Origin of the sequence: Vibrio maerlii (assembly GCF_003415655.1) — a bacterium.
Lineage (GTDB): Bacteria > Pseudomonadota > Gammaproteobacteria > Enterobacterales > Vibrionaceae > Vibrio > Vibrio maerlii.
Genome location: NZ_QRHC01000006.1, coordinates 1 through 18,428 on the forward strand (window position 1 = coordinate 1; position 18,428 = coordinate 18,428).

The window sequence follows — 18,428 nt, forward strand, 5'->3', positions numbered from 1 at the left end:
GAGACTGTCTTAAATTCTGTGTAACTGTCTAAACTTAAAGCCGTAATGGCTAAGGATAGGCACATGGATAAGAAAGCACTTGAAGCTTTTGCTAAAGAAGCTGCAAAGGGAATTAAAACTCCCGAAGACTTAACTGAATTCAGTCAGATGCTCAAAAAGATCACTGTTGAGGCTGCTCTCAACGCTGAAATGGATGAGCATCTTGGCTATGAAAAACACCAACCTTCTAAATCCAATAACAGCCGAAATGGAAAGAGTTCCAAGAGTGTAAAAACTGAAGATGGAGAGTTTGAACTCGACACTCCTCGCGACCGCCTTGGCTCATTTAACCCTAAGCTCGTCAAAAAGCACCAAACACGATTTACCTCAATGGATGACAAGATCTTGTGGCTCTATGCGCAAGGTATGAGCACCCGCGACATCGTAAGCGCTTTTGATGAATGGTACGGTGCCGAAATATCACCAAGCCTCGTGTCGCGCGTTACAAATGCGGTGATAGAGGAAATCGTAGAGTGGCAATCTAGACCACTTGATGCCATTTATCCTATCGTTTATCTAGATTGTATCGTGGTCAAAATCCGCCAAGACAAACGCATTATTAATAAGTCTATCTTCCTTGCGTTGGGCATTAACACCGACGGTCAGAAAGAGCTGATGGGCATGTGGGTAGCCGAAAACGAGGGTGCGAAATTTTGGCTGAGTGTTCTAACTGAACTCAATCAACGTGGTGTTGAAGATATACTCATCGCCTGTGTAGATGGCTTGAAGGGCTTTCCTGATGCAATCAATACTGTTTTCCCCCAAACACACATTCAGCTTTGTATAGTCCATATGGTGCGAAACTCATTGAAGTATGTGTCGTGGAAAGACTACAAGGCGCTCACAGCCGATCTGAAGCGAGTGTATCGCTCAGCTACAGAAGATGAGGCTTTGCTTGAACTAGAGCGCTTTGGTGAAACCTGGGACAGCCAGTACCCACAAATCTCTAAGTCCTGGCGCAATCATTGGCAGAACCTCAACACGCTTTTTAACTACCCTGAAGATATCCGTCGGGCCATTTACACCACCAATGCGATTGAGTCTCTGAACAGCGTAATACGGAAAGCACTCAAGAAACGTAAGATCTTCCCAAACGACGAGGCCGCAACCAAGATGGTGTATCTAGCGATCAAAGACGCAAGCAAGAAATGGACAATGCCCATTCAAAACTGGCGTCAAGCTATGAGTCGATTTATTATCGAGTTCGAGGAACGATTAGAAAAATACATTAACTAGATGGCAGATACACAGAATCTGTTACAGCCTCCTCTAGCTCTCTAGCTCTCTAGCTCTCTAGCTCTCTAGCTCTCTAGCTCTCTAGCTCTCTAGCTCTCTAGCTCTCTACCTATGCGTTGGAGCCTTATAGAAATGGCTCTCTACCATTCTTTGCGTAATTTGGTGTGATGGTTCGGTAATAATCTTCTGCGTGTCACCTGATTCAACCACTTCACCTTCGTGCATGACTACAAGCTTATCAGTGATGTGCTTGACGATGCCGATGTGTTGAGACACATAAACAAAAGCAACCCCCATTTCTTCTTGAAGCTCTAAGAACAGGTTTATGATCTGCGAGCGCATCGCCATATCTAAGCCGTTTAATGCTTCGTCAGCGACGATGATCGATGGTTGGAGGATAAGAGCACGCGCTAAACACACACGTTGTTTCTGACCCGTTGCTAGCATCTGAGGGTAAAAGTAAGCATGTTCAGGAAGAAGCCCAACGCGGAGTAGGGTATCTTTTACGCGTCTTGCTCGCGCTTCTGGCGTCATCTCGGTGTTACGCTTTAATGGCCCTTCCAAGATACGACCGATTTGAATTCGTGGATTCAAGGAGGTGTTGGGGTCTTGGAAGATCATGCGAATCAGTTTACAACGCGTTGAATAATCCTTGTGTTCAAGTAAATCTCCATTCACGCGAATCTCGCCTGCAGTAGGTTCGACAACCCCAGCAAGCATACGAGCGATGGTGGATTTACCCGAGCCATTTTGGCCGATAAAGCCAATTGTCTGCCCAGCTTCGAGTGTAAAGTCTATGGGCTTAACTGCGTGCTGAACTTTTTTACGGAAAAGACCAGAGCGGACAACAAAGTCCTTTGATAAGCCCTTTACTTCTAACAAGGCGCTCATGATTTCTTCTCCATATTTAGCGGAAAGTGACAGGCAAACTTATGGTTCTTAATGCGTTGAGAATACGGGATCTCGATACATTGTTTCTGTGCATAGGGGCAACGAGGTCCCAAACGGCAACCAATAGGTAAATGTTGCAACGGTGGAATGGTGCCTGGCAGAGAGTCCAGCTTCTCTTTATGTGGAATCCACTCATCGAAGTCCGGCATCGCTTTTAGCAGTGCGACAGTATAAGGGTGCTTTGGCTCAGTGAGGATCTTATCTGTATCTGCAGATTCAACAGACTGTCCACAGTACATGACCGTGATGCGACTTGCCCATTGGGTAATGGTCGTTAAGTCGTGGCCGATCAAAATGATTGTGGTGTTTGCAATCTGATTCATACGACTCAATAAGCGCAAGATCTGCGACTGAGTGATTGGGTCCAGATCGTTTGTCGGTTCATCGGCAATCAGAATCTTAGGCTTAGCTGCAATCGCCATTGCGATCATCACCTTTTGACACTCACCATCGGTAAGTTCATAAGGGTAGCTATCCATCAAGCGTTTGTGGTCTTTGATACCGACTTTATGGAGAAGGGCGATTGCCTGCTTCTTCTTCCATTTAAATCGCTGCCACCATTTTCCTTCAAAAGATTTACTTGGGATCGATTCGATAAGCTGACGACCGATATCCTCCGAGGGATCTAAACAGGTTGAAGCCTCTTGGAAGATCATTGCGACTTCGCGGCCGATGACCTTCCTGCGTTCACGTGGTGTGAGTTGGAGCAAATCAATATTGCCAAGTCTCATCCGGTCAGCAGAGACTCGCCAGTTCTCTTTACATACGCCGACAATCGCTTTTGCAACCAAACTTTTACCTGAACCTGACTCGCCCACTAGACCGCGAATTTCGCCCTCATTTAGGGTAAAGCTCATGCGGTCTACGGCTTTCACCAACCCCTGTGGGGTCTCGATCTCTATCGTTAGGTGTCGAATATCTAATAATGGCATTATTCGATCCCTGTATTCAGTGCGCGGCGTACACCATCGCCCACGAGGTTGATGATGATAACCGTGAACATAATCGCAAGACCTGGCAAGGTCATGGTCCAAGGCGCTAGATAGATGAGCTCAACGGAGTCACCTAAGATTGCTCCCCACTCGGTACTCGGGGCTTGAGCACCAAGGCCTAAGAAGCCTAAAGCGGTGATATCAAGTATCGCGATCGAGAGAGCTAGGCTGGTTTCAGCAGCGATAACCGTCAATATGTTTGGAATAATTGAGTTCCATAGTAGGTAGAAATCGTTCGCACCATCTAGGCGAGCTGCCATGATGTAGTCTTTCTCTACTTCTGTGTGTACTGCGATATAAACCGATCGAATAAACCTCGGGATCAGCGCCAAACAGATCGCAAGCAATATATTAAACTCACCAAAGCCTAAGAAGGCGACAAAGATGATCGCCAATAACAGAGATGGAATCGACATAACGGTGTCGAGCAAGTGGTTCAAGGTACTGGATAGCAAACCTTTCGTCATGCCCGCAAGGATTCCGATGATGCAACCAATAACCGCTGCAATAAACGTGATGATGATAGCCGCGCCAAATGTCAGCTGAGAACCGACAATAAGACGAGATAGGATATCGCGGCCAAGGTCATCTGTACCTAAGAAAAACTCAACACTGCCCGCGGGATTCCAGGAGGGTGGTACCAGTAAGTGACGGGTTTGTTCTTGCGGGTCGTAAGGTGTGATCCATGGTGATGTGATCGTGATGAGTAACAGAAAACCCAAGCACCAAAGCCCAAACATCGCCATGTTGTTTGAACGGTAGCTGCGCCAAAAACGTTCAAACTGAGTCGGTATCTGTTCTTCTTGGTAGATACTATTTGTGAGCATACCATTCCTTCCTTACTAGAGGGTTGGCAATTGCGCCTACTAGCTCCGATAAAATATTGGCTGTGAGTACAAGTGTCGCGACGACCATTACACCCGCTTGGATTGCAACGTAATCTCGATTAGAGAGTGCGTCTAACAACCAACGACCAATCCCAGGCCAGTTGAAAATAGATTCCGTAATGATTGCAAGGGTAATCATGGTTGATAGCTGCACACCAATTTTTGGGATGATCGGTGGGATTGCATTTCTCAATACGTGCTCTGTGATGATTTCGTATTGAGATAGACCCTTAATACGTGCTGCGCGGATGTAGTTTTTGGTCATTACGTCGGCAACAGAGGCTCGCATCAATTGAATGACCTGTGTTGTTGGCGCGAGCGCCAGTACAATACATGGCAAAATCATATGTTGAATTACAGATTGTAATGCATGAGCGCGATATTTTCCGTCGGCCATGAAGGCATCGATAATGGCAAAACCTGTAACGTGGTTAATCTCGTAAAGCAAGTCGTAACGCCCCGCGACAGGTAGCATTTCTAGATGTAATGAGAAATACATAATCATGATCAACGCTACCCAAAAGATAGGCGCAGAGTAACCAGACATTGATGTAAAGCTGATCAGGTTGTCGACAAATTTTCCTTGTCGCATACCGGCCAGTGTGCCTAGAGGGATACCTATAATCAGCGAAAGAACAAAGGCAACGATGCAGAGTTCTAGGGTTGCCGGAAACACCTGAGCTAGCTGTGCTGAAATTGGTGATCCATCTTTCGCAACGCCAAAGTTTAAGTTAGCGAGTTCTCCTAAATAGGTTTGCCACCCAGGCCAGAAATCAACCAGAGCCCAAGGTGAAGTAGGGTCTAGTCTTAGAATGTTGTAACCCACTAGCGTCAAAATCAGCAAAGTGATAATGAAGAGGTTAAGTCGGCGAATGGTATAAACAAACATCGTTATTGTCTCCGCTCAACTTGATCAAAGGGTTGGCTATTAAATGGGCTGTATTTAAAGCCAGTTAAATCATTGGAGTTCACTTGGAACTGGACACCATGGGCCAATGGAATGACTGGAAACTCTTCGTTCAATAGATTCTGCGCCTGACGATATAGGTTTAGGCGATAGCGCTTCTTATTGGTCTCTTTTGCCAAATCGAGCAAGAAATCAAAGTCAGGGTTACACCACAACGAGACATTAATACCAGCGCGTTCTGACTCGCAAGAAAGCAAAGGCCGGAGGAAGTTATCAGGGTCACCGGTATCACCGATCCAGCCAGTTAACACCAAGTCTATATCACTGCTGCGGTCAGCCTCAGAACGTCGATAACGATCTTCAGTAATGATATTCAGCTTTATACCAACCTGGGCAAAGTTCGACTGGATGAGCTCGGCAGTTTTGCGAGGACTTGGATTGTAAGCCCTTGGCTCTAGGGGCACCCACATTGAAAGCTCGAGACCGTCACGATAGCCTGCCTCATTAAGTAGCGCTTGTGCATAGTTACGATCATAACGTATTTGAATGGTGTCTTTCTGATATGCCCAAGAAGAAGGAGGGAGTAAAGTAAAGGCGATATTACCAGTGCCGTAGTAGACAGAATCGAGAATGCTTTCGCGATTAATCGCCAGGTTGAGAGCTTTACGCACACGCATGTCATTCAACGCGGGGTGAGCTGTGTTCAAACCAATAAAGGATACGTTCATTGAGGGCTTAGCAACGAGTTCAACTTCGTCACGACGCTCGATGATAGGGATCTGACTAGAGCGAGGTGAAGTAAGCACGTCACATTCATTCCTCAGTAACTTGGCCAATGTACCTGTTCCTCGGTGAGAAACATCAAATACCACTTGCTCCATTTTTGGTGTGCCTTGCCAGTAATCGTTATGTCGACGAAGACGAACGAGATCATTAGGTTGAAACTCATCCAAGTAGAAGGGACCTGTGCCTACTGGCAGGCTGTCAAGTTTTTGCTTTTCATCTTTAGTTAGGAGTTGTCGTGCGTACTCTTGAGACAAAATCACTGCATGGCTAGTCGCAATGTTTGATAAGAATGAGTTGTCAGGTTGCGCTAATGTGAATTGAACCTTTAACGGTGCAATAGCTCTTACATCGAGTACTAGGTTTTGAAAATCGAGGCCAGTGAACCAAGGGTAGTTGCCGCCATTTACGTAATGGAATGGGTGTGTAGAATCGAGCAAACGTTGAAAACTGAACACCACATCTTGCGCATTTAAAGGGCGCGTTGGTGTAAACCAATCGGTGGTTTGAAACTCTACATTAGGCGTAAGTTCGAAGGTGTATATAGTCCCTGTCTCGTCAACTTGCCACTGCGCTGCAAGGCTTGGTTCTGGCAAATGAGAGTCAGGATTTAGAGTGAGTAGGGTACTATACAGCTGAGGGCTGAGTGACTCTGCAGTAATACCACTATCCACTAACTGCGGATTGAAAGTTGTAGGGCTACCTTGCCCACAATAGACAAAACCTGTGCGCTTAATTTTTGAATGGTCTACGTCATCACTGCATGCCGCAAGTATTGTGATGCTAAATAATCCGCAGATTAGTTTAATAATTGTATTCATATGACTTTGTTGAAAGCAGAGTTTGTCTGTCTTCATAAGGGCCTGTAAACCCAAGGAATCCGGCTAATTTACCACTCTTTAAAGAGTAGCTCCAAATGAAACCTAAGTTTTAACCTTTTATTTCTGAGAAATGTGTTGCCCAGTATCTATTTGATATTTGCGTACCATACCCCTGAATTGATGGTAGCTAAGGTTGAGTAACTCAGCGGCGTTCTTCTGGTTGAATTTCGCCTGCTCCATGACTGCATTGAGTAGTTTGATATCTTGTTGCTGCTGCCATTCCTTATAGTCGAGTGGAAATGAAGGGATAACTTTACTGTTCTGCTCGCCTGATACATCGGTTTTTACTGTTTCTGGGTGACGCCAAGGTGACTCAAATGGGTTGAGTTGAATCTGCTCGATAGGGGTTTCTGTTAATCCGTGTTGATAAACAGCACGTTCTATAACGTTTTTCAGTTCACGCACATTGCCAGGCCAATCGTAAGCCAGTAACTCGTTCTCGGCATGAAAAGAGAAACCGACGAAAAGCGGTAGTTCAAGCTCTCGACACATTTGCATGGCATAGAACTCTGCCAGTAATAAAATGTCTTCTTGCCTTTCTCGAAGCGGCGGCAGGTGAATAACATCAAAGGCAAGTCGGTCAAGGAGATCAGCACGAAACTGACCCTGGTTCGCCATTTCTAGAAGATCTGCATTGGTTGCACAAATTAACCTGACATCAGATTGCAGAGTTCGGGAGCCGCCCACTCGTTCGTACTCTCCATATTCAATGACACGGAGTAGTTTCTCTTGAACTGCTAAAGGGGCTGTTGCGAGCTCGTCTAGAAATAGACTCCCTTTTTCAGCGCGTTCAAAACGACCCTGGTGTTTACCTTTTGAGCCAGTAAAGGACCCCGATTCATGACCGAATAACTCAGAATCAATTAAACCTTCACTGAGTGTTGAACAATTCAGTGAAACAAGTGGGCTATCCCATCGCTTAGAAAGATAATGCAGGCGCTGAGCGATCAACTCTTTACCTGTACCACGCTCGCCAATAATAAGCACTGGTCTGTTTATTGGTGCAAGGCGAGAGACCTTTTCTAATACATTTAGGAATAATGGGGATTCACCAATTATCTTTTGCTGCATACTTATCTCACTAGTGGCGAAAAATACCAAAGGTTGGTTTATTTCATCATAGCATAGAGAGAGATAATGACGTGATAAAATTAACTTATTGATTTATCGTTGTTTTAAAGTTGGCACGAGGCTTGATTACTTATTAGTAAACTGAACAAGTCACTCGATTGTCGAGCTTATTATTACTGGAGTTTATTATGGGTATTTTTTCTCGTTTCGCAGACATCGTAAATTCAAACATCAGCGCATTACTGGATAAAGCTGAGGATCCAGAAAAAATGATCCGCCTGATTATCCAGGAGATGGAAGATACTTTAGTTGAAGTGCGCACCAATTCCGCGAAAGCCATCGCTGACAAAAAAGAGCTTGCACGCAAGGTTGAAGCGGTCGAATCTCAGATTGAAGATTGGCAGCAAAAAGCCTCGCTTGCACTAATTAAGCAACGCGAAGATTTAGCTCGTGCCGCGTTGATTGAAAAACAAAAACTACAAGATGCTGTAAAAGGTCTGCACACAGAACAAACCTTGGTTGAAGAAACAATTGAAAAGCTAACCGGTGAAATTTCGAAATTAGAAACTAAAATCACCGAAACACGAGCGAAGCAGCAAGCACTTGCGATTCGTAGTCAAGCTGCGACAAATCGACGCGATATTCAACGCCACCTCAATGCTGGTCGTACTGAAGAAAGCATGGCGAAATTTGAGCGTTACTCACGTAAAGTGGACGAGTTAGAAGCGGAAGCCGATTTACTAGCAAATAGTGGTAAAGCGAAATCGCTAGAACAAGAGTTTGCTGAATTACAGGCGCAAGATGAAATCGAACAAGAGCTTGCGAAGCTGAAAAAGCAGGTTGAAGAACAAAACAAATAATAGAGGTGAAAGATGTCGACATTCTTAATCGCAGGTCCACTGATTGTATTTTTGATATTTGTGGCTCCGCTATGGTTGTTCCTTCACTATCGAAGTAAGAAAAGCAGTGCAAATGGTTTGAGCAGTGAAGAAATGCAGCAGCTTGAGTCCTTGGTTAGGCGAACTGAGCAGATGCAAGACCGTATTTCTACCTTAGAAAAGATCTTGGATTCAGAGTCACCAAATTGGAGACGAGATTATGGCAAGTAACGGCTTATATCGTGATGTAGAAAATAGAAAGTTAACCGGTGTTTGTGCCGGTTTAGCCAACTACTTTGGGATTGAAGTGTGGTTGGTTCGGATTCTATTTATGTCAGCGGCGCTGCTTGGTGGATTGTTTCTTGTTGTTCTTGCCTATATCGCTCTGACATTGATGGTTGAGAAGCAACCTGCAAATTACGTGAACCAAGTAAAGATGCAACAGGACCACACACTTAAGAGTAAACCATGGAAGGCGGGTAAAACACCAAGTGCGCTTCTATCGAATATACATAAAGATGTCGACCAAATGGAAACCTCTTTGCGTAATATCGAAGCGTATGTGACATCGGATGCTTTCAAAGTAAATCGTGAATTTAATAAACTTTAACACTTAGCCAGTTATAAACTCTTGATGAGATCTTACTTTAGATTTCACTAAGATAAATAACTGGCTGAATTTTATAACAAATACTTAAAAAGTATTGGTTAATCCCCCTATGTTCAACTATCTTAATATAAGTTGTTAATCATGGATGAACGCTATGTTAAGAAGAATGCCTCTCGCAGTTCTTGTTACCCTTGTCCTTTCCGGATGTGGTAAAGAGCTCCCCCCTGTCCCCGAGCCTGAATCTAGACCTGCCAAGCTCTTTACCGTGTCGGTCGGTGAACACTCTTTTACTCGAACTTTTCCCGCTGTTTCTGAAGCGGGTGACCGAGCCGTGTTGGCATTTCGTGTTCCAGGGCTGATGCAGACCATTGATGTTCGAGAGGGGCAAAAGGTTAAAAAGGGCGAGGTGCTGGCTACCCTAAACCCAGATGAGTACACATTGTTGATGCAGGCTGCTCAAGCCGAGTTTCAGCTAGTCAATGTGCAATACGAACGTATGAAGAAACTGCGCAAAGATAAAGTCGTTTCGGAACAAGACTTCGATCAAGCCCAAGCGAACTATAACTCGGCTAGAGCGTCACTATCGCAGGCAAAAGCCAATGTCAGTTATACCAGTCTCGTCGCGCCTTATGATGGAACAATTTCTTTAATCCCTGCTGAGAATCATGAGTACATTGCTGCCAAAGAAGGGGTAATGAATATTCAGACGGATCAGCTACTGAAAGTGATCTTCCAGCTGCCTGATTATTTACTGCGCAGAGCGAGTCGCGATCAGAAAGTGACAGCGACAATGAAATTTGATGCTTTTCCAGATGCAACTTTTGATGTCGAGTTCTTAGAAATTGATACCGAGGCTGATCCTTCAACCAGTGCCTACAAGGTGACCATGATAATGGAGCGACCTACCGACATCGGGATACTACCAGGCATGTCAGGTACGTTGACGGCGGTTATTCCAAAGGGCAATGCCTCTTCAATTCCAAAAAGCGCTTTGCTTCAAGAAGAGTCGGGTAACTTTGTTTGGCGAGTGAATGACGATAGCTTAGCGGAAAAAGTTGAAGTAGAGCTTAACGACAGCAATGAAGTGCTTGATGGCCTTGAAGATGGAGACCGTATTGTGATCAATGGCGTCAACAATATCGAAGCTGGCATGAAGCTTCGTGAGTGGGTGAAGGAGCGAGGACTGTAGTATGAAAAACAAAAATCGCGTTCTTATCTCTCTGTTTTGTGTTGCGGCGATTGCTGGTTGTGGACAAGTCGAGCTTGAACAAAAAGAGATGATTCCCAATGTCAGAACTTACGAGCTAGGCAATCGAACTCAGCTTGAAGACTCGCTTTACTTTCCTGCTGTGGCGACGGCTGCTGAACGTTCTCACTTGAGCTTCCGAGTTTCTGGAGAGATCAGTTCGTTAACGGTCAAAGAGGGTGATCGAGTGAGTAAGGGCGATTTAATTGCAGAGCTCGATCCAACTGACTATCAGCTTGACGTCGATAATGCTCAGGCAAGCTTTACTGTGTCTGACAGTCAGTTTAAGCGTTCTAAACCACTGGTTGAAAAAGGTTTGTTAGCAAAATCACAGTTCGATGAAATAGCCGCCCAGAGACAAATTGCTCTACGCCAGTTACAGCTAGCGAAGCTTAAATTGTCGTTTACAAAACTGATGGCGCCTGTAGATGGCATTATCTCGCGAGTTAGTGTGGATCAGTTTGAGAATATTCAGATTGGTCAACAGATCGTCAATATTCATAGTGTAGAAGCCGTAGAGGTCCAGGTTCAGGTTCCCGATAGCTTATATGTAAACCAACCAAGCGAGTTGGATTTAGAGAGCATTGAGGCGAGTGTAAGAATTGAGAGTGGTAATGAATATACCGCCAAGCTAAAAGAGTTCACGACGGAGCCGGATCCTCAGACGGGTAGTTACACAGTCACCTTGGTTCTTCCTATGCCAGAAGATGAGTTGATTCTTGATGGTATGGCAGTTGAAGTGACCACAAAGGGTGAAAGTGTCGGATTGGAACTCAATGCCGGTACGAGTGTGCCGATCGAAGCGGTGTTTAATGCCGATGGTGATTCCGTTCTTAGAACCAATAAGTTTGTTTGGGTGATCAACGATGACCAAACGGTATCGAAGACTCAAGTTGTCGTTGGTAAAGCGACCCGCTCGCATCTGCAAGTTCTGAGTGGGTTAGAAGAAGCCAAGCAAGTGGTGGTTGGTGGCGTGGCTAAATTACGAGAAGGGATGCAAGTCAATGTGCTTAAGTCGCAGGAGGCGAGTCAATGAGTGAAGTAAATAATACGCCCGCGCTAAATGACGACGATGAAAAGGGTATCGCGGCATATTTCATAAAGAATCGTGTCATCAGTTGGATGGTGTCACTGATTTTCTTAATTGGTGGTACGGCGGCTTTCTTTGGGTTGGGCCGATTGGAAGACCCTGCTTTTACCATTAAAGATGCGATGGTCATAACCTCGTATCCTGGGGCGACACCGCAGCAGGTCGAAGAAGAGGTGAGTTACCCGCTTGAGAAAGCGATTCAACAATTGACCTATGTTGATGAGGTCAACTCGATATCAAGCCGTGGCCTTTCCCAGATATCAGTAACGATGAAGAACAACTATGGTCCCGATGATCTTCCACAGATCTGGGATGAGTTGCGTCGTAAAGTCAATGATCTGGCACCTCAGCTTCCTCCTGGCGTGCAAGATCCAACGGTGATCGATGACTTCGGTGATGTTTACGGGATTTTGTTGGCAGTTACGGGAGATAGCTACTCGTATAAAGAGTTGCTTGATTACGTTGATTACTTGAGGCGTGAGCTTGAGCTTGTCGATGGTGTGAGCAAGATTTCTGTTTCTGGACAGCAACAAGAACAAGTCTTCATCGAGATCTCCATGAAGCGTTTGAGTACCTTAGGAATTTCTCCAAATACGGTTTTTAATCTGCTATCAACCCAAAACGTTGTGTCGAACGCGGGTGCGACTCGAATTGGAAGTGAGTACATTCGTATTCAGCCAACCGGTGAGTTCCAAGATGTAGATGAACTTGGTGACTTAATTTTATCGGAAGGTGGTGCTCAAGGGCTGCTGTACCTGCGTGATGTGGCTGAGATTAAGCGTGGTTATATCGAGATCCCTACCAATATCATTAACTTTAACGGCAATTTAGCGCTTAATGTCGGCGTTGCGTTCAGTAAAGGGGTTAACGTAGTAGAGGTCGGAAAGGCGTTCGACAGACGTTTGGCTGAGCTTAAATTTCAACAACCAGTGGGCATAGAGATCTCAGAGATCTATAGTCAGCCTAAAGAGGTGGATAAGTCGGTAAGTGGTTTTGTGATCAGCCTAGGTCAAGCCGTCGCAATCGTTATTATCGTATTACTTTTCTTCATGGGTTTGCGTTCAGGTCTATTGATTGGCTTGATTTTGTTGCTGACGGTGCTCGGCACTTTCATTTTCATGCAATACTTTGCAATTGACCTTCAACGTATCTCTTTGGGTGCACTTGTCATCGCTCTCGGTATGCTGGTGGACAATGCCATCGTGGTGGTTGAGGGGATATTGATAGGAACGCAGAAGGGCAGAACCCGGATGCAAGCTGCGACTGATATTGTGACTCAAACGAAATGGCCATTGCTAGGTGCGACCATTATTGCGGTTACTGCGTTTGCACCTATTGGCTTGTCGCAAGACTCAACCGGTGAGTACTGTGGAACCCTATTTACGGTGCTTCTGATTTCATTGATGCTAAGCTGGTTTACGGCGATTTCTCTTACCCCATTCTTTGCTGATATCTTCTTCAAAGGCCAGAAATTAACGGGTGGTGGAGAAGATTCAGACCCGTATCAGGGCGTGGTATTTGTTTTTTACAAACGATTCCTTGATTTCTGTATGCGTCGAGCGTGGTTCACAGTGATCATTTTGGTGATTGGTTTAGCTGCCAGTTTTTGGGGCTTTACCTTTATCAAACAATCTTTCTTCCCATCATCGACAACACCGATGTTCCAAACGGATGTGTGGTTGCCGGAAGGCACCGATATTCGTGCAACGAATACCAAGCTAAAAGCGCTTGAGTCTTGGCTTGCAGATCAAGATGGTGTGGAACATATCACCACGACAGCGGGTAAAGGTTTACAGCGTTTCATGCTGACCTATGCCCCAGAAAAAAGCTACGCCGCATATGGTGAAATAACCACTCGTGTTGCTAGCTACGAAGTGTTACAGCCACTGATGGAGCGCTTCCGTGAGCACATTCAGAATGAATTCCCAGAAGTGAACTATAAGCTTAAACAGATAGAGCTTGGTCCTGGTGGTGGTGCAAAGATTGAGGCTCGATTAGTCGGTTCCGATCCGACAATCTTACGCGGTTTAGCAGCTCAAGTAATCGACATCATGAATGCTGATCCAGGTGCGACCAATGTTCGTCATGACTGGCGTGAACGTACCAAGGTTCTTGAGCCTCAGTTTAACGAGAGTCAGGCTCGTCGCTACGGCATTACCAAGTCTGATGTCGATGAGTTCTTAGCCATGTCTTTCTCTGGTATTTCAGTAGGTGTCTATCGTGACGGTACAACGCTGATGCCGATTGTGACTCGCTTGCCGGAAGAAGAACGTGTCGATATTCGAAATATCGAAGGAATGAAGATCTGGAGCCCGGTTCTGAGTGAATACATTCCTCTGCAACAAGTGACTCAAGGCTACGAAATTCGTTGGGAAGACCCGATCATCGTGCGTAAAAACCGTAAGCGTATGCTGACGGTATTCGCTGATCCGGATTTGCTGGGTGATGAAACGGCAGCAACCCTGCAGGGGCGCTTGATGCCATTGATTGAAGCGATTGACTTCCCTCCAGGTTACAGCCTTGAATGGGGTGGTGAATATGAGTCATCAGGTGATGCACAGGCTTCATTGTTTACCACAATGCCGCTCGGTTATCTGTTTATGTTCTTGATCACTGTGTTCCTGTTTAATTCAGTGAAGGAGCCGCTGATCGTATGGTTGACCGTGCCGTTAGCGGTGATAGGGGTAACAACCGGCCTTCTGGCATTAGATACCCCATTTGGTTTTATGGCATTGCTTGGTTTCTTGAGTCTATCGGGGATGGTGCTTAAGAATGGTATCGTGCTATTGGATCAGATCTCGGTAGAGATAGCTTCAGGTAAAGAACCATACACTGCAGTAGGTGATGCAGCGCTAAGCCGTGTAAGACCGGTTTGTATGGCGGCAATCACGACGATTCTTGGCTTGGTTCCACTGCTTCCGGATATTTTCTTCCGCCCTATGGCAGTAACCATCATGTTCGGTTTAGGCTTTGCAACCGTTCTTACATTGATTGTTGTACCTGTGTTGTATCGATTGTTTTATCGATTAAAAGTCGCGTAGACTCAGGTTAACTTAACACTTGTACTGAAAAGCCTCGACAGAGGCTTTTCTTATATTTCGGGAGAGCTGAAATGGCAGAAAGATGCAGTTGGGCGGAGGTGTCTGACCTTGATAGGGACTACCATGATAACGAGTGGGGAGTACCTGAATATGATGACAACCGTTTGTTTGAGTGTATTTCACTAGAAGGTGCTCAAGCGGGGTTGAGTTGGAGTACCATTCTCAAGAAACGAGAAGGCTACCGCGCGGCTTTTCACTATTTTGATATTCAAGTGGTGAGCAAGATGACAGAAGCCGATGTTGAGCGTTTAGTATTGAACCCAGAAATTGTTAGGCACAGAGGCAAGATTGAATCGGTAATCAATAATGCAAAACAGTTGCTCGATATTCAAAAGGAGTTTGGTTCGGTGAGCGATTACTTCTGGGCCTATGTTGATCATAAACCGCAGGTCAATCAATGGAAGGAAATGTCAGATTTACCAGCCAGTACCGATTTATCTAAACAGATAAGTAAAGACCTTAAAAAGCGAGGTTTTAAATTCGTTGGTCCGACGACGGTTTATGCTTTCATGCAGGCTGTAGGGTTAGTTGATGACCACTTGGTCGACTGTGTCTGTCGAATACGAAAGAGTTAAATAGAGAACTAGAGAAATAGAGAACTAGAGAACTAGAGAACTAGAGAACTAGAGAACTAGAGAACTAGAGAACTAGAGAACTATTTTGGGGGTTGACGTTATTACGTCAACCCTTTTTGTTATCTGCGATTCAAACAAGCGAGATAACTCGTTTTAGACAGTAGCTTCTTTCTCTAGGATAAGTGCGTTGTAACGCTCAAAGCCTGCTTCTAGGTCAGCGATCAAGTCATCCACATTTTCTAAACCAATATGTACGCGAACTAGCGTGCCTTCAAAGTTGGGATTAGCGACGGTTCTCAAGCTATTAAAACTGCGTGGTTCATTGGCCAGAATTAAGCTTTCGAAACCACCCCATGAGTAACCCATAGAGAAATGTTTCATACCATCGAGTAGTGCGGTCGTCGCTTTAGGGTAGCTTGTATTCAATACAAATGAGAATAAGCCGTTCCCACCAGTAAAGTCACGTTTGAAGAACTCATGTCCAGGACAGCTTTCTAAGGCTGGGTGGCGAACGTGGTCAACTTCAGGGCGACTTTGTAGCCATTGTGCGACTTTTAGGCTATTTTCTGCGTGTTGTCTTAAGCGAACATCTAGCGTACGAATACCACGTAGACCAAGGTAAGCGTCGTCTGGAGAAACACATTGACCCATTAGGTAGCTTTGCTCACGCAACTGATCCCAGCACTTCTCATTAGCTACCGCGGTACCCAACATCACATCTGAGTGACCTACAATATATTTGGTCGCTGCCTGAATGGAGATATCGACACCGAAATCGAATGGTGAGAAGTTAACTCCCGCTGCCCAGGTGTTATCTAGCATCACGATGATGTCGTGTTCATGAGCGATGCGGGCCAGTGTAGGAACGTCTTGGACTTCCATCGTGATTGAACCTGGAGACTCAGTAAACAATACCGTTGTATTTGGCTGGATAAGGTCACCAATCTCTTCACCAATGGCAGGCTGATAATAAGTCGTTTCAATACCCATCTTTTTCAAAATGGTGTCACAGAAATCACGGGTTGGCTCGTAACAGGTGTCGACCATCAAGATATGATCACCTGTTTTTACAAAAGATAGGATTGCGTTGGAGATCGCTGCGGTGCCGCAAGGATACAATGCACAGCCAGTACCCCCTTCAAGGTCGACCATTGCATCTTGGAATGCGAAGTGAGTATTGGTGCCGCGACGGCCGTAAAATAGGGTCTTGTTTGCACGATTAATGGTTGCTTGCTGCTTCTCTGCAACGGTATCAAAAACTACAGTAGACGCTCGCTGAACAGGGGGGTTTACCACACCGTTTGTCCATTTTTTGTCTCGACCTGCCGTGATTAATTTGGTCTGTTTATGCTCAGACATCTGAATTCCTTATCTTTAAAATTGCATTACGTTATTTAAACCATGCATTGCAGGCGAAGATCAACCTTTTACTGAAGCCATCGACTATCAGCGATGGCTTTAGAAGCAATTAAAAGCAAAAGCAGACCAGCTTTACAGTAGTGGATTGAACAGATAGAAAACGCGTTCTAAGAAACGTGCCCCAATGTGGCGTTTTTTCCATATTTCAGGTTCAACGTCGTAAGAGTTAGCGATGTACTCTTTCTGCAGCCAGACTAACTCTTTGGTGAAGGCTTGGTCATCGACCGCAAGCGTAACCTCGAAGTTGAGCCATAGACTTCGCATGTCCATGTTTACCGTACCGACTAGACAGAAAGACTCGTCGATTACTACCGATTTTGTGTGCAGCAAGCCACCGTGGAACTCATGTATTGAAACTCCTGCTTGCATTAGCTCGCTGTAGAACGCTCTAGATGCCCATTTCACCATGATTGAGTCGTTCTTCTGTGGAATGATTAAGTCAATCGTTACACCACGTTGAGCCGTCATCTTGATGGTATCCAACAGCTCCTGGCTTGGAACGAAGTAGGGGGTGGTAATGGTGATATTGTGATTCGCTTGATGCATCGCAAGGATTAGCACTTGTTGAATCAAGTTGTCAGGCATACCAGGGCCTGATGGAACCACTTGAATAGGGTGGTGATTGGTCGCTAGATCGATCTTACACTCTGGCAGTGGTGGGAAGTGACGTTCACCTGTTTCCACTTCCCAGTCCCAACTATGAATGGCGGAAAGCACGTTAACGGTCGGGCCAGTGATACGAATCATGATGTCGATCCAATGTCCGACTCCGCTATTCTGCTTAAAGAATCGAGGGTCGACTAGGTTCATTGAACCGGTGTAGGCCACTTCGTTGTCAATCACGACAATTTTTCGATGTTGACGAAGGTCCATTCGTCTTAATGGGATACGCCAAGCACTTACTTCGAGTGCTTGCACAACCTTAACACCGCTATTCTTCATCATGGTGTACCAGTCGCTTCGGAAAAAACGGGGACTACCAGCGGAATCTAACAGTAGCTTTACTTCAACGCCACGTTTTGCTGCTCGAATCAGTGCACTAGATACTGAGTCGGCTAAGCCACCTGGATGCCAGATGTAGAACACCATCGAAATGGATTCTTGAGCGTTCTCTATATCTTCAATAATCGATTGAAGAATTTCTTCAGGGGAGTTTTGTAGCGATAAAGTGTTACCACTTAGCGATGGAATGCCCATTCGATTGTTACAAAGTTCGTCGATCCGGTAGATATGATCGCCTAAATGACCCACTGTGTGTGCTTGGCAATCGTTAAGTTGCCTAAACCATTGTTCAAAAGGAGAGAACATTTTATGTGCGCGTTCGGCTCTTTTTCGCCCTAAGTTTAACTCGCCAAACAGCAAATAACAGATCACCCCGAAGATAGGGATAATGTAAATGATCATAAGCCAAGCCAGAGAAACACTGACGGCGCGGCGTTTAAGCACGACGCGAATGGTGACACCTGCCACTAAAATCCAGTAGAGCGCAATACCAGCCAAAGTTAAGAAGTGGTAAAGCTTATCCATCTGCTATGCACCTGTAATATTTAAAGTTATCTATAGTTGAGTATATCTGAGTTAAGGACGAAGTGAATATTCTAGAGAAGGAAATAAGATGCAGAATATTACTGTTGTGATTGTGTAATAGAAAAGTTGAAAAATTAGACTTTGGTTAAATTATCAACATTTAGCAGGGATAATTACGCGATCGTACGGAAAAATGTACTGTTCGGGCTTCCAATTTTAATCTGAAACTGTTTTA

General features: G+C 45.1%; 16 protein-coding genes. 8 read left to right on the forward strand and 8 right to left on the reverse strand.

All coding sequences use genetic code 11. The features are described from left to right. Positions 1 to 63 precede the first annotated feature (63 nt). A complete protein-coding gene (locus tag DPF91_RS11375) occupies positions 64 to 1,275 on the forward strand; it encodes an IS256 family transposase (RefSeq protein WP_117234563.1) in 1,212 nt (403 codons plus the stop codon). Positions 1,276 to 1,380: 105 nt separating this feature from the next. Here DPF91_RS11375 and DPF91_RS11380 read toward each other — a convergent pair whose 3' ends face one another. From DPF91_RS11380 to pspF, 6 genes are all read right to left on the reverse strand, one after another. Then, positions 1,381 to 2,166: a peptide ABC transporter ATP-binding protein gene (locus tag DPF91_RS11380; protein WP_117234564.1), complete on the reverse strand. Its 786-nt coding sequence runs from the start codon at positions 2,164 to 2,166 to the stop codon at positions 1,381 to 1,383. Beyond that, the gene (locus DPF91_RS11385) at positions 2,163 to 3,158 is read right to left on the reverse strand and encodes a peptide ABC transporter ATP-binding protein (protein WP_117234565.1); all 996 of its coding nucleotides are present in this window, start codon (positions 3,156 to 3,158) and stop codon (positions 2,163 to 2,165) included. Before DPF91_RS11385 ends, DPF91_RS11380 begins: the two co-directional genes overlap by 4 nt. Beyond that, a complete protein-coding gene (sapC, locus tag DPF91_RS11390) occupies positions 3,158 to 4,045 on the reverse strand; it encodes a putrescine export ABC transporter permease SapC (protein ID WP_117234566.1) in 888 nt (295 codons plus the stop codon). The genes DPF91_RS11385 and sapC overlap by 1 nt, the downstream gene beginning before the upstream one ends. Continuing rightward, positions 4,032 to 4,994 carry an ABC transporter permease gene (locus DPF91_RS11395; RefSeq protein ID WP_117234567.1) on the reverse strand — a complete coding sequence of 321 codons (963 nt, stop codon included), beginning with the start codon at positions 4,992 to 4,994 and terminating at the stop codon, positions 4,032 to 4,034. The genes sapC and DPF91_RS11395 overlap by 14 nt, the downstream gene beginning before the upstream one ends. 2 nt (positions 4,995 to 4,996) lie before the next feature. Then, on the reverse strand, positions 4,997 to 6,616 hold the full coding sequence (gene sapA, locus DPF91_RS11400; protein WP_117234568.1) for an ABC transporter substrate-binding protein SapA: 1,620 nt from the start codon (positions 6,614 to 6,616) through the stop codon (positions 4,997 to 4,999). A 117-nt stretch (positions 6,617 to 6,733) separates the two neighbouring features. Further along, a complete protein-coding gene (gene pspF, locus DPF91_RS11405) occupies positions 6,734 to 7,747 on the reverse strand; it encodes a phage shock protein operon transcriptional activator (protein ID WP_117234569.1) in 1,014 nt (337 codons plus the stop codon). Between the two features lie 188 nt (positions 7,748 to 7,935). Between pspF and pspA the strand changes: the two genes are divergently transcribed. From pspA to DPF91_RS11440, 7 genes are all read left to right on the forward strand, one after another. Then, positions 7,936 to 8,607, forward strand: a complete 672-nt coding sequence (gene pspA / locus DPF91_RS11410; RefSeq protein WP_117234570.1) for a phage shock protein PspA — start codon at positions 7,936 to 7,938, stop codon at positions 8,605 to 8,607. Positions 8,608 to 8,619: 12 nt separating this feature from the next. Beyond that, positions 8,620 to 8,856 (forward strand): envelope stress response membrane protein PspB, encoded by a 237-nt coding sequence (gene pspB, locus DPF91_RS11415; RefSeq protein ID WP_117234571.1) that lies wholly within the window; start codon positions 8,620 to 8,622, stop codon positions 8,854 to 8,856. Next, complete coding sequence (pspC, locus tag DPF91_RS11420) at positions 8,846 to 9,235, forward strand: envelope stress response membrane protein PspC (RefSeq protein WP_117234572.1); 390 nt, start codon at positions 8,846 to 8,848, stop codon at positions 9,233 to 9,235. Before pspB ends, pspC begins: the two co-directional genes overlap by 11 nt. Before the next feature lie 145 nt (positions 9,236 to 9,380). Next, entirely contained in the window at positions 9,381 to 10,424 is a 1,044-nt protein-coding gene (locus DPF91_RS11425; RefSeq protein WP_117234573.1) for an efflux RND transporter periplasmic adaptor subunit, read from the forward strand. 1 nt (position 10,425) lies between these two features. Continuing rightward, on the forward strand, positions 10,426 to 11,517 hold the full coding sequence (locus DPF91_RS11430) for an efflux RND transporter periplasmic adaptor subunit (protein WP_117234574.1): 1,092 nt from the start codon (positions 10,426 to 10,428) through the stop codon (positions 11,515 to 11,517). Continuing rightward, a complete protein-coding gene (locus tag DPF91_RS11435) occupies positions 11,514 to 14,612 on the forward strand; it encodes an efflux RND transporter permease subunit (RefSeq protein ID WP_117234575.1) in 3,099 nt (1,032 codons plus the stop codon). The genes DPF91_RS11430 and DPF91_RS11435 overlap by 4 nt, the downstream gene beginning before the upstream one ends. A gap of 71 nt (positions 14,613 to 14,683) precedes the next feature. Beyond that, positions 14,684 to 15,247, forward strand: a complete 564-nt coding sequence (locus DPF91_RS11440; protein WP_117234576.1) for a DNA-3-methyladenine glycosylase I — start codon at positions 14,684 to 14,686, stop codon at positions 15,245 to 15,247. Positions 15,248 to 15,400: 153 nt separating this feature from the next. Here the strand turns inward: DPF91_RS11440 and DPF91_RS11445 are convergent, their stop codons facing one another. Both DPF91_RS11445 and cls read right to left on the reverse strand, forming a co-directional pair. Next, positions 15,401 to 16,606, reverse strand: a complete 1,206-nt coding sequence (locus DPF91_RS11445) for a cystathionine beta-lyase (protein WP_117234577.1) — start codon at positions 16,604 to 16,606, stop codon at positions 15,401 to 15,403. Between the two features lie 132 nt (positions 16,607 to 16,738). Continuing rightward, positions 16,739 to 18,193: a cardiolipin synthase gene (gene cls / locus DPF91_RS11450; protein ID WP_117234578.1), complete on the reverse strand. Its 1,455-nt coding sequence runs from the start codon at positions 18,191 to 18,193 to the stop codon at positions 16,739 to 16,741. Positions 18,194 to 18,428: the final 235 nt, after the last annotated feature.